Origin of the sequence: Phormidium yuhuli AB48, assembly GCF_023983615.1 — a bacterium.
Classification (GTDB): Bacteria; Cyanobacteriota; Cyanobacteriia; order Cyanobacteriales; family Geitlerinemataceae; genus Sodalinema; species Sodalinema yuhuli.
Genome location: NZ_CP098611.1, coordinates 4,063,949 through 4,076,037, shown reverse-complemented (window position 1 = coordinate 4,076,037; position 12,089 = coordinate 4,063,949). Strand labels below are relative to the sequence as shown.

The window sequence follows — 12,089 nt, the reverse complement described above, 5'->3', positions numbered from 1 at the left end:
CACCCCTAACCCCTCCCAGGAGGGGATTGCAGCAGGCAGTAGGGGGGAAGAAGGCCGTAGGCAGTAGGGGGAAGAAGGCCGTTTTTCTCTTGCCTATTGCTTATTGCCTATTGCCTATTGCCTCTTCCCCCCCTATTGCCTATTGCCTATTGCCTCTTGCCTCTCTCACCTATTCCCTCGGCATATCCCGTGAGGCCACCACATCGACCCCAGTATCGAGGGCATTGCCGAGAACCACATCGCCCATAGAAACTGGGGCTTCAAGGGTTAGGCTATGGAGGGCATCACAGAGGTCTCCCATTAACTCTTTGGGGATAGCATCGCGGGTTTTCACCGGTAGCCGGGCCCAGCGGCCCTTCTCGACGCGCACAGTGGTGGTCACCATGCGTTTGGGGGCGACGTGTTCTTGGCGGCCATAGGCATCGCCGCGACGACAGCTATTGCCTCGAACTTCTACCACTTCCCCCTCGATATCATCCACCTCTAGGCGACAGCCCATGGGACAGCCAATACAGAGATAATGGGTGGTTTCAGGTTGTTGTGTTGCTGTGGTCATTGTTTCTTCCTCCCAAGGGATGGTCTGGCGGGGTTACGGTTGGGGCACAATGTCAACTCGTAGACTGTCCCCATGGAACTGTTGTAAAAACTTGGGCCGTACTTTGATGTTGACCATTTCGGCGGGGAGAACAAAACGGATTTTCTTCTCGTACACCTCTCCCAGACGCAACAGACAATTCTCCATGGGCCGACGAACTCGCATATAAACGGTGTGGTCACGATCGCTGGAAATGGTCTGGGGAACACAGTAGCCCACATTTTCCCCGGGAATCAGCCGAATATTATCGGGGGGCGGCTGTTGGCCCCGGGCGTAGAGTCCGGCGTTGCGTCCGGCGAGTTCTGACTCCTGACTGACGAAATCCACCAAGTCGTGAATATGAACGGTATTGCCACAGGCGAACACCCCATCTTTGCTAGTTTCCATGGTACTGGAGACTAAAGGACCACTGGTAATGGGGTCAAAGCGTAAGTTCAACTGGCGGGCTAATTCGTTGTCGGGAATTAGACCGATGGACAGCAGCAGGGTATCACAGGGAATCCGCTGACGGCGACTCATATCGGGGGTAAAACCATCCACGGGGGCGACGGTGACCGCTTCGAGGCGATCGCCCCCATGAATATCCACCACAGTTGTGGACAAATGCAGGGGAATATCGAAGTCCTGGAGACATTGAACGATATTGCGGTTCAAGCCGTTGGCATGGGGCATAATTTCATAGACCCCCACCACTTCCACTCCTTCGAGGGTCAGTCGTCGGGCCATAATCAAGCCGATATCCCCCGACCCCAGAATCACGGCCCGGTTCCCCGGCAATAAGCCCATCATGTTGACAAAGCGTTGGGCTAAGCCGGCGGTGAGAACCCCAGAGACGCGGGTTCCTGGGGTGCGGATGGCCCCTCGGGTGCGTTCCCGGGCCCCCATAGCCAACACCACGGCTTTACTAGAGAGAACATTTACCCCAGCTTGGCCGGACATGAGTTTGACCCGGTTGTCTCGGTCTAAATCCAGAACATAGCTATCGGTGGCTAGGTCGATGTCTTGGTCTAAGACCTGTTCCAGATAGCGTTGGGCATATTCGGGGCCCGTGAGTTCTTCTTTGAAATGATGGAGGCCAAAGCCGGGATGGATACATTGCAACAGAACCCCTCCCGCTTCTTTTTCGCGATCGACCACCAGGACTCGTTCGGCGCCACTTTCTTTGGCCCCGATGGCCGCCCCCATCCCGGCGGGACCGCCACCGACGACGACCACATCATAGTCGGGTTTCAGATGTTTGGGATTGGTAATTAGCATGATTGGGACACCTCTTCATGTCGCGGACGGGCCACCCAGGAGTCCCCGCCTCGTTTGGTAATGGCCGTTAGGGGAATGCCGAGTTCTTCCTGGATGAGTTCCATGCAGCGGCCGGTACAGAAGCCTCCTTGACAGCGCCCCATTCCAGCCCGGGTGCGGAATTTAATCCCATCGAGGGTACTGGCCCCACGACGAATGGAATCCCGGATTTCTCCCTCGCTGATGAATTCGCAACGACAGACGATGCGTCCGTAACTGGGGTCTTTGGCCGCCAGTTCCATTTGTTCTTCCGTCGAGAGGCTGGCGAAATGGATGGGTTTGGGGATGGTGGGGATAAAGTCGTCTGAGTGAGTTAGGGATAAGCCTTCATCCCGGAGAATCTCGACGAGGAGGGTGGCGATCGCCGGTGCAGCAGTCAGTCCAGGGGATTGAATCCCAGCGACGTTGATGAATCCGCGTTTGGCGCTGGGGCCGATGATGAAGTCTTCGCTGTCGGTGACGGCCCGCAAGCCAGCAAATTCGGCGATGCAATCTCGGGGACTGATTCCGGGAACGACTTGGGTGACGTGGCTAAAGACGTTTTGACCGCCGGCGGCGGTGGTGGTGAGGTCTTCTTTGCTGTCGACATACTCGGCGGTGGGGCCGACCATGAGGGTTCCGTCGTAGGTGGGAATCACGAGGATTCCTTTGGAGACGGCGGTGGGACAGGGAAAGATGACTCGTTTAACGAAGCCTTGCAACCGTTTATCTAGGAGGTATTCTTCCCCTTTGCGGGGACGAATGCGGAAGCTACCAACTCCGGCCATCTCGGCGATTTTGTCGGCGTAGAGTCCGGCGGCGTTGAGGATGAAGCGTCCCTGAAGGGTCTCTTGGGGGGTTTCGACAATCCAGGTTTCCCCTTCTTGGCGGATACCCGTGACAGGGCGATCGCACTTGAGGGCGACTCCGTTTAAGACCGCGTTTTCTGCCAGACCAAAACAGGCCTCGTAGGGGTTAATCACTCCCGTAGTGGGGGCGTAGAGGGCGGCGATCGCCTCCTCACTAATGTGGGGTTCTTCGGCTTGGATGCGATCGCCATCCCAGAGTTCTAAGCCGGGAACCCCTTTGCGGGTCCCGTAATCTTGCAGTTTCTCTAGGGTGGCGAGTTGGTCTTCGGCCATAGCCACGGTGAGTTCACCGATACGTTTAAAGCCAAATCCTAGTTCCTCGCAGAGGGTATCCCACTGTTGGTTTCCCTCCCATTCAAGTTGTCCTTTGAGGGTTTCTGGGGGACCGTGATGGCCGCCGTGAATAATGCCGCTATTGGCTTTGCTGGTTCCAAAGCCCACTTCTCCTTCTTTCTCAATCAGGGCGGTGGTAATAGCATAGCGACTCAGTTCTCGGGCAATGGTACAGCCAATCACGCCGCCGCCAATAATCAGTACGTCGTAAACCATGGCGAACCTTATAGCAGTGAAGTGTTCTCAAGGGTGAATAGCGATGGGGTATTGTTAACGGACTATTCACCATCCGATCTAAGCTGAGCGGGAGCGATGAGTTGACAGAAGCTCGTTTTTATGCTAACGAACGCTCGTTTCAGTTCTCAAACGGCTAAACCGGGGGGCCAAAACCCCGAAAACTCTTGATATCCACTCATCTTTCTAGTATAGTCATCAAGTTTTTGCCGATTGCCCCGGAAACCTTAAATTGTTGTGAATCTTCGTATTGGGACGGGCAATTTAAACAGATGTTAAGGATATCGAGTTTAATGGATGTTAAGGCGTTGTCGCCGTAGGGCCAGGTCTTGAGCCAGGGCGATCGCCGCCAGGGTGCTGGTGGTACTGGCGATTCCCTTACCGGCAATGTCAAAGGCGGTTCCGTGGTCAGGGGAGGTGCGGATAAAGGGTAGGCCAATGGTGGTATTGACGGCTAAGTCGAAGGCCATCAGCTTCACCGGGATTAAGCCTTGGTCATGATAAAGGGCTAAATAGGCATCAGAAACCGGCACATCGGCCCGTTCAAACCAGGCCCGTCCGGGGTTCACCCAGAGGGTATCGGGGGGGGTGAGTCCCCGTAACTTAATCCCAGGACGTTGGCGACGTTCCTCCTCTAACCAGGGTTGTAGGCGTTCGACTTCCTCTCGTCCTAAGTCTCCCGCTTCGCCACTATGGGGGTTGAGGCCGGCGATGGCAATATCCGGGGCCCCAATGCCAAAATCTCGTTGTAGCGACTCCACCAGTAAATCTAATTTCTCCGTTAGCAGTTCCGGGGTTAAGGCTTGCGGGACATCTTGCAGAGGAATATGAGTCGTGGCGAGGAGGGAACGTAGAGTCCAGCCGGTATGGGGCGATCGCCCCACAAACATCATGCCAAAGCGATCGCAGTTCGCCCCCTGGGCTAAACATTCTGTCTGTCCTGGATAGATGTGTCCCGCCTGATGCCAGAGGGATTTGGCAATGGGAGAGGTGATAATGGCATCAAACTCCCCCGCTTGAGTCCGCTGGATGGCCGCTTGCAGATAGGCAAAACTGGCATCTCCCGTCGCCGCTGTTCCCTCTCCGGGAGTGGCGGGGTCGGTGTCAATATCAATGAGGTTGATGGCGTCGGGATCTTTGAGAGGCTGACAGCGATCGCCCCAACCGGTCATCTCGCAAATCCCCCGCAGTCGCCTATAGGTGTCGTGCAACACCCGACGACTCCCCACCACGGTTATCTGAGAACTGGGACAATGAGGGTCTGCCAGGGTTTTGAGGACGATTTCCGGGCCAATTCCAGCAGGATCGCCAAGGGTGAGGGCCAGACGGGGGGTTGACATAGGGCACAAAACCAGGGACTAAGGGGCAAAGCACAGGGAAGTGTCCCCTGCGGCTTTATACTAAGGGAGAATTAAGGCAAACCCTATCAAATTACATTAAAACTATGAGCGGAGAAATTTTCAACGCAGCGATTCTCTCGTCCACCCTCATTTTATTGGGTCTGAGTTTAGGCTTCCTCCTCCTGAAAATTGAAGGGGGCGAAGAGGCCTAAGTCCTCTCAACCCGAGTGGGGGGGACGTGGCTCTCCCTCACGAGTCCTCGGGTTCATCGAGATGTTCGGCAATCTCATGGTAGAGATTGGCCACATGGTCATCTTGCAGATAGTAGAACACATTACGCCCCTGTCGTCGGTAGCCCACAATACGATGGGCGCGAAGGGTGCGCAGTTGATGAGAGACCGCTGACTCACTCATATTGACCACTGCCGCCAGGTCACAGACACATTGATCGCCCTGGGATAAGACCGAGAGAATGCGCAGCCGATTGGGGTCGCCCAGACAACTAAAGAAGGCGGCCATGCGTTGGGCTTTGTCGACATCGAGTAGCTGCGATCGCCGCGATCGCACCTCACTTAAATCCACCGGATGGCGAACCGAGCAATGAGGGGTTTGAGATTGAGGGCTAGGCTGCGATTTATCCATAATTACCCTTTAGTTTAACCCAAAGCCAGCCTCTCTCGACCTCAATCTGTCACCGAGACGAACCTTAAAGCCTCTCTCTACCACAACACTCCCTGAAATTTCTGGCAGAAGATGAGAAGTTTGTGGTGATGTCGTTAATATATGTTAACATTTGTGACAAGTTAGAGTCGGCCCAGTCTATCGTCTTGTCTCGATCCTCACTGCGCTGGGACTGGTTTTAGGAGGAGCGACTGTCGTTACTGAGATCCCCATGAGCCTATTAATCGTTGGTGCCACCGGTACCCTAGGAAGACAAATTGCCCGTCAAGCGATCGACGAAGGATATTCGGTCCGCTGTCTTGTCCGCAGTTTTAACCGAGCCTCATTTCTGAGAAAATGGGGTGCGGAACTGGTTCGTGGGGATCTCTGCGATCCCAGTACCCTACCCCCAGCCTTGGACGGCATTACCCATGTCATTGATGCCGCCACCGTTCGCATCACTGACTCGCTGAGTATTAAACAAGTCGATTGGGATGGCAAAGTGGCCCTCATTCAAGCGGCCCAACACGCGGGAGTTGAGCGGTTTGTCTTCTGTTCCATCCTCAACAATGACCAATATCCCCATGTTCCCCTCATGGACATCAAACGCTGTACCGAGCGTTTTCTGGCCGAATCTGGACTCGACTATACCGTCTTACAACTGGCAGGCTTTATGCAGGGGTTAATCGGTCAATATGCCATCCCCATCCTCGACAATCAACCGGTTTGGATTACCGGCAAAGCCGCCCCCATCGCCTACGCCAACACCCAGGACATCGCCAAATTTGCCGTGAAGGCCCTCAGCATTCCTGAAACCGCCAATCAAACCTATCCTGTGGTGGGAACTCGGGCCTGGAGTGCCGAAGACATCATCCAACTCTGCGAACGTCTTTCTGGCCGCAACGCCCGCATCACCCGCGCCCCTCTGGGATTATTACGAACCGTACGCCGGGCAGCCCGCTTCTTTCAATGGGGCTGGAACGTTGCCGATCGCCTCGATTTTGCCGAAGTCTTGGCCTCCGGAAATCCCCTCACCGCCGAGATGGATGACGTCTATCCCGTCTTTGACATCAACCCCAACGAAATGACGACTCTGGAAGCTTACCTGCAAGAGTACCACAGTCGCATTATGAAGAAACTCAAAGAAATTGAGTACGAACAAGAAAAAACCAAAGCACGCAAGAAACGGCAGCGATCGCCCTTCAAATCCTCGGATTAGACCCCCAAAAACCTCAATTACACCCTTGTCCTAGGGAACATTCATGAGAAGATACTCTGGGATCATCGCCATCCCTCAACAGATTGTTCAACGTACAACCCAAGAGGTAAACTCCGAGCGTGCCGAAAGTTGGCATTATCTACAACGAAATTAAACCCGCTGCCTGTCGCATTAAAACGCAACTCGAACAGGATCTGACCGCCCGGGGATGCCAGGTGCGGGTTACAACGGGCATGGGAGGCATTCTAGGTCACTCCAAACCTGATAGTCCCGTTTGTCACACCCCGATTCATGGCTTAGTTCCCCCTGGCTTTGACCCAGATGTTGACTTTGGCATCGTCCTCGGGGGCGATGGAACCGTCTTAGCCGCCTTCCGTCAGGTGGCCCCCCTGGGGATTCCCCTATTAACGGTCAACACAGGACATATGGGGTTTCTGACGGAAACCTATATCAGTCAACTCGACAGTGCCCTAGAGGCCGTCTTTCAGGGAAACTGTCGTATCGAAGAACGCACCATGGTCACTGTGCGTGTCTTGCGAGAAGGAACGGTTCTCTGGGAAGCCCTCTGTCTCAATGAGATGGTCTTGCATCGAGAACCTCTCACCAGTATGTGTCACTTTGAGGTGATGGTAGGACAGCATTCCCCCGTCGATATTGCCGCTGATGGGGTGATTGTCTCCACTCCCACCGGTTCAACGGCCTATGCTCTCTCCTCCGGCGGCCCCGTGATTACCCCTAACGTCCAAGTGCTTCAGTTAGTGCCCATTTGTCCCCACTCCCTCGCCTCCCGGGCCTTGATTTTCTCGGATACGGAACCGGTACAGGTGTTGCCGGCGACCCGGGAACGGATGATGATGGTGGTAGATGGCAATGCCGGTTGTTATGTCTTACCCGACGATCACGTCGTCATTGAAAAATCTGACTATAGCGCCCGTTTTCTGCGTCTGCGTCCGACGGAGTTTTTCCGAGTCTTGCGGGAAAAACTGGGCTGGGGATTGCCCCATATCGCCAAACCCACCTCCGTGGAACTACCCTAAGTGGCGAGACTTGGGGGCGATCGCCCGAGGGGAATCCCTCCCCTCATCCCCCAAGTCCATTCCCCAAAGACGTTAAGATATATAAAAGGCTGAATCGCGGCATCAAGAGCGAGTCTAAGCAAGTCCAAGCCAGCCGTCTCATTACAGCTATCGTTATCGAGCCTCGGAAGTATCCTATGAACCTACCGATTCAAGCGGTCCAATCTCCCTATTACGGCAGTTCCCCCAATCGCACCCCTCCCCCAGATTTGCCCTCCCTCCTACTCAAAGAGCGAATCGTCTATTTGGGGATGCCTTTGGTTGCCCAAGTGACGGAGTTGATTATTGCCCAACTGCTCTACTTACAGTACGACGACCCGGACAAACCCATTAAAATCTATATCAACTCCACGGGAACCTCTAACTATGGCGGCGACCCCGTTGGCTTTGAGACGGAAGCCTTTGCCATTTGCGATACCCTCAACTATATCAGGCCGCCGGTTCACACCATTTGTTTAGGAACGGCAATGGGCATGGCGGCTATGCTCTTGTCGGCGGGGACTCCCGGCTGTCGTGCCAGTCTGCCCCATGCCTCGATTATTTTGCAACAGCCTAAAAGCTTTGCCCAAGGACAAGCCACCGATATTCAAATTCGGGCGAAGGAAGTTCTGGCCAACAAAGCGACCATGTTGGAAATTTTTGCTCAGAATACCGGTCATTCCGTTGAGAAAATCGGTAAGGATATGGATCGCTTGTTCTACATGACGCCAGAACAAGCTAAGGACTATGGTCTAATTGACCGAGTTCTGGTGAGTGAGAAAGGGGACAAACATAGCCAACAACTGGCGGGCGTCTCTTAACCTAGAACGCCACGGTTATCCAGCCACTGTTATCCATCTGTTGCCCCTTGGGGGCGCTTGACTATCTTTATTGTTTTAAGGGAGAATTTCGCGTTATGCCTATTGGCGTGCCTAAAGTTCCGTATCAAATGCCTGGGGATACCTATACCCAGTGGATTGATATCTACAACCGCCTCTATCGCGAGCGGATTATCTTCATCGGCCGGGATATTGACGATGAACTGGCCAATCAAGTGATTGCCGTGATGCTGTATTTGGCCTCAGAAGACCCGGATAAAGACATCATGGTCTATATCAATTCTCCCGGTGGGGTGGTCAGTTCGGGGATGGCTATCTATGACACCATGCAGCACATTAAAGCTGATGTGGTGACCATTTGCGTGGGCTTAGCGGCTTCGATGGGGTCTTTTCTCCTGGCGGCTGGAACCCCGGGTAAGCGTCTGGCACTGCCCCATTCCCGGATTATGATTCACCAACCCTCGGGGGGAACCCGTGGCCAAGCCAGTGATATTCAAATTGAGGCGAAGGAGATTCTGCGGATTCGCCATCAGTTGAATGAGATTTATGCGGCGAACACCAAACAGCCGATTGAGAAAATTGAGAAGGATATGGATCGCGATTTCTTCCTCTCCGCCGAAGAGGCGAAGGAATATGGACTGATTGATCGCGTCTTGGAAGGAAAGCCGGTTTAATTGGTTAAAGGGGACTTCTCTCGGCTACAATCCGGGGGGAGTCCTTTTTTTTGCCCTTGTATTGAGCGTCCATGGAGTTACTGGATTGTTATCGCCTCTTAGGATTAACCCCTCAGGCCAGTTTAGCTGAGGTGAAAACCTCTTATCGACGCTTGGCACGGCGGTTACATCCGGATCTCAATCCTGGACTTCCCCATGACCCCTTTGTGCGCCTGCATCACGCCTATCAGGTGCTGTTGGAGGCGGTTCCGGCCCAGCCGGTGACCCCCCAGGGGCCCGTCCCCACAACGGCCCCACCGGCCAATACCTCAACTCCTCCCTCGCCTCCCCCTCAACCGGCTTCACCGTTCCGCCATCATCCCCAACTGTCTCCCCTCGAATGTCAGTTGAAGTGCCAGGCCTACTATCGTCTGCAACGACTGCTCAGTCAGGGGAAGTTTGCCTATGCGATCGCCCTAGTGGAAGGGTTATCGCAACGACTGGCGGTTGATTTAGAGGTGCGCCAATGGCAGGCGGTGACCTATCAGCGCGTGGCCCGTCACGCTATGGAGTGCGGGGAGTTTCCTAAAGCCCACATTTATCTTAAAAAAGCGTTGCGCACCGACCCTTATAACCGCAGTCTCCGCCAAGAAGTGGAGCGAGATTTCCAACAGTTGCAACGACAGGTGCGACAACGCTCAGGTCAACCCAAGGGTTGATAGCACGATAATTATTTTTTGTCAATCCCTAATCGACCTCTTACTTCAACTCTCGTCTTGGAACGCTGGCAGGGGTGAGTCGGGGAATTGTCGCCGGGGAATTGGGGAGGCGAAGGGTTGTGCCTCCACTTCATCATAGAGTAGGCTCTCCTCCATCGCCTCCCCAGGAGCCAGACTCGGTGGGTTATTGCCGGGGACAGGGGTGTAATTGTCCGGGGACATCATCCGGATATCTTCACCAAACTCAATCGTGTCGGGAGTGACGACAGAAGAGTTGGCATCATGGGACTCGGGTGAGGTAAGGCCCAGTCCAGGTGGCGCCTGCACTCTGGGGGCAGGCTCTTGACCTGAATCACTGGGATAGGAGGGGCTTTGATTGGCGATTTGGTTCACGGGTGCATCATGGGTTAAATAGATATGACCCAAGACTCGTCCTTGGTAGCTGCGACGAGTCAGGCGCCAACCGGGATCGAGGTGAAGGCGATAAAACTCCCCATCAGCCGCCCCCCGTGTCCGTCCAATGGTCAAGCGAGGAAGGGTGCGATCGCCCATGGGAATGCCCATTAAGACTAATTCTCCTTCTCGCCGTCTAACCTGGAGGCTGTAGCGTAAGCCTAAATGTTCCCCTCCAGCGCGGATGGAGTAGCCATTACTATCGGTGCTGCGGCCACAAATCCCGGTAAAGTCAAATTCTAGCAGCAACGGATCGACTCGGGTGGGATTGCTGCCTTGTTCCTGCCAACAGGCGCGGCTATTGGAACGCTGTTCCACAATCAGGAGTTGATAGCCGTTGGTTCGCCCAATGGGGGCCGCAATGGGAATGAATTGACCGGAATCGACTTCGGCCTGTTCAAAGACGGCGGCCATTTCAGAGGTGCTGTTCTCTTGGTTGTGACTGTGGGCGATCGCCTCCGGGGTGATGACCCCCCCCAAGCTTAGGGTGGCCAACCCTAACAGAATCCGTGTTTTTAGGAGTTGCATACGCTCTTGTTTCCCCGGTATCATGTGCGAACCGAATTAATACTTAACCAATAATTAAGACCACTCCCTGCTCAACTGTCAAGTCAAGATCACGATTAATCCTCCCCATTAACTCTCCCAGGGATCGGACATCCCCTCGGTTACCATCTCTCCATGACCCGGGGAAAGTTGCGCTTCTTCAAGGGTAACCATTTGCTGGGAGATTTGACGACGGGGATTTCCTCCCCAACGATCGAGAAAATCTTTGAAAAAAGCCTCTTCTAACCAAGTTTTTGTGACGACGGCTAAGGGTAACGCCAAAATTAGCCCCAATAAGCCCAAAAACGTGGCAAAGAAGATTTGAGCGGTCAAGGTGACGGCTGGTAACAGGGAAATCTGTTTCCGCATCACCATGGGGCTAAACCAGTAACTTTCCACATTTTGGATGACCAGGTATAAGATGAGGACTCCTAAGGCTTTCAAGGGGCTGTCCAATAGGGCCACCGAGATGGGAAAGATGACACTTAACATCGGGCCGATATTGGGGACGAAGTTAAACACTCCTGCTAACAGGGCATGGGCGAAGACAAAGCGAACTTGCAGGACTCCTAAGCCAATGGCACTCAGGATTGCCACAAAGAGAGAGTTAATGACAATTCCCCCCATCCACCCCAGTAGAACTTCTTCACAGAGGCTGAGAATGCTATCAGCACGCCGTCGGTAAAAGGAGGGGAACAGCCGAATCAGCAGCTTGCGGTAGGAAGTGGGGTCAACGAGAAACATCACCGTCAACACCAACACAAATAGTAGCTTCACGAGCACCGCTAGGGAATTAGAGAAGAAGGTGAAGAAGTTCTCGATGACATTCTGAGCTAGGGGCCCGACCTGTTGTGCTAATTCGGAAAAATTGGGCAGTTGCAGTTGTTCTAAATTGAGCCAAACCGGGGGTGAAATTCGGATTTTATCCAGCCAGTTCAGAAAGCGTTGAAAGCCAATGGGAGCCAGCTCAATAAGCTGTTGGAACTGGTTAATAAAGGGAGGAGCGACGAGGGCAAAAAATAAAGTCCCAAATAGCCCCACTAGAACAATAGCTAGGAACACCGCCATGCCTCGCGAAAGCCTCATATTGAGGCGATCGCCCCACGTTTGCAGAAGTCGCACTAAGCTATTCAGGGCGATTGACAAGACCACTGCACCCATGACTAATAGGAGGGCTTCGCGAAACTCCCAAATAATCACGAGGGCAATAACAAAGCAAATAACAGCAATCCAATCACCGAGTTTCACAACAGCACATCACTCCTAGATAGTTATTCTAAGCAAGACAAGTTCGGGCAA

At 53.8% G+C, this 12,089-nt stretch carries 13 protein-coding genes; 6 read left to right on the top strand and 7 right to left on the bottom strand.

All coding sequences use genetic code 11. The features are described from left to right. Positions 1–169: 169 nt before the first annotated feature. From NEA10_RS17520 to pdxA, 4 genes are all read right to left on the bottom strand, one after another. Entirely contained in the window at positions 170–556 is a 387-nt protein-coding gene (locus NEA10_RS17520) for a DUF1667 domain-containing protein (RefSeq protein ID WP_252662633.1), read from the bottom strand. A 33-nt stretch (positions 557–589) separates the two neighbouring features. Next, positions 590–1,852: an NAD(P)/FAD-dependent oxidoreductase gene (locus NEA10_RS17515; RefSeq protein WP_252662632.1), complete on the bottom strand. Its 1,263-nt coding sequence runs from the start codon at positions 1,850–1,852 to the stop codon at positions 590–592. Beyond that, complete coding sequence (locus tag NEA10_RS17510; protein WP_252662631.1) at positions 1,846–3,288, bottom strand: NAD(P)/FAD-dependent oxidoreductase; 1,443 nt, start codon at positions 3,286–3,288, stop codon at positions 1,846–1,848. Before NEA10_RS17510 ends, NEA10_RS17515 begins: the two co-directional genes overlap by 7 nt. A 308-nt stretch (positions 3,289–3,596) precedes the next feature. Beyond that, positions 3,597–4,646, bottom strand: coding sequence for a 4-hydroxythreonine-4-phosphate dehydrogenase PdxA (gene pdxA, locus NEA10_RS17505; protein ID WP_252662630.1), 1,050 nt, complete (start codon positions 4,644–4,646; stop codon positions 3,597–3,599). Between the two features lie 104 nt (positions 4,647–4,750). Between pdxA and petM the strand changes: the two genes are divergently transcribed. Beyond that, positions 4,751–4,858: a cytochrome b6-f complex subunit PetM gene (gene petM / locus NEA10_RS17500; RefSeq protein WP_159790662.1), complete on the top strand. Its 108-nt coding sequence runs from the start codon at positions 4,751–4,753 to the stop codon at positions 4,856–4,858. A 37-nt stretch (positions 4,859–4,895) separates the two neighbouring features. On the opposite strand, the gene NEA10_RS17495 is transcribed toward petM, so the two are convergent. Then, positions 4,896–5,288 (bottom strand): ArsR/SmtB family transcription factor, encoded by a 393-nt coding sequence (locus NEA10_RS17495; RefSeq protein ID WP_252662629.1) that lies wholly within the window; start codon positions 5,286–5,288, stop codon positions 4,896–4,898. A gap of 250 nt (positions 5,289–5,538) precedes the next feature. Between NEA10_RS17495 and NEA10_RS17490 the strand changes: the two genes are divergently transcribed. The 5 genes from NEA10_RS17490 (at position 5,539) to NEA10_RS17470 (ending at position 9,791) form a co-directional block, all read left to right on the top strand. Continuing rightward, the gene (locus NEA10_RS17490) at positions 5,539–6,525 is read left to right on the top strand and encodes an SDR family oxidoreductase (RefSeq protein WP_252662628.1); all 987 of its coding nucleotides are present in this window, start codon (positions 5,539–5,541) and stop codon (positions 6,523–6,525) included. A gap of 119 nt (positions 6,526–6,644) precedes the next feature. Next, positions 6,645–7,562 carry an NAD(+) kinase gene (locus tag NEA10_RS17485; RefSeq protein WP_252662627.1) on the top strand — a complete coding sequence of 306 codons (918 nt, stop codon included), beginning with the start codon at positions 6,645–6,647 and terminating at the stop codon, positions 7,560–7,562. 176 nt (positions 7,563–7,738) lie between these two features. Beyond that, a complete protein-coding gene (locus tag NEA10_RS17480; RefSeq protein ID WP_252662626.1) occupies positions 7,739–8,401 on the top strand; it encodes an ATP-dependent Clp protease proteolytic subunit in 663 nt (220 codons plus the stop codon). 95 nt (positions 8,402–8,496) lie between these two features. Then, on the top strand, positions 8,497–9,093 hold the full coding sequence (locus tag NEA10_RS17475; RefSeq protein ID WP_309494371.1) for an ATP-dependent Clp protease proteolytic subunit: 597 nt from the start codon (positions 8,497–8,499) through the stop codon (positions 9,091–9,093). 71 nt (positions 9,094–9,164) lie between these two features. Then, the gene (locus NEA10_RS17470; RefSeq protein ID WP_252662625.1) at positions 9,165–9,791 is read left to right on the top strand and encodes a J domain-containing protein; all 627 of its coding nucleotides are present in this window, start codon (positions 9,165–9,167) and stop codon (positions 9,789–9,791) included. A gap of 45 nt (positions 9,792–9,836) precedes the next feature. On the opposite strand, the gene NEA10_RS17465 is transcribed toward NEA10_RS17470, so the two are convergent. Both NEA10_RS17465 and NEA10_RS17460 read right to left on the bottom strand, forming a co-directional pair. Next, positions 9,837–10,772 carry a DUF3747 domain-containing protein gene (locus NEA10_RS17465; protein ID WP_252662624.1) on the bottom strand — a complete coding sequence of 312 codons (936 nt, stop codon included), beginning with the start codon at positions 10,770–10,772 and terminating at the stop codon, positions 9,837–9,839. A 108-nt stretch (positions 10,773–10,880) separates the two neighbouring features. After that, entirely contained in the window at positions 10,881–12,038 is a 1,158-nt protein-coding gene (locus NEA10_RS17460; RefSeq protein ID WP_252662623.1) for an AI-2E family transporter, read from the bottom strand. Positions 12,039–12,089 lie beyond the last annotated feature (51 nt).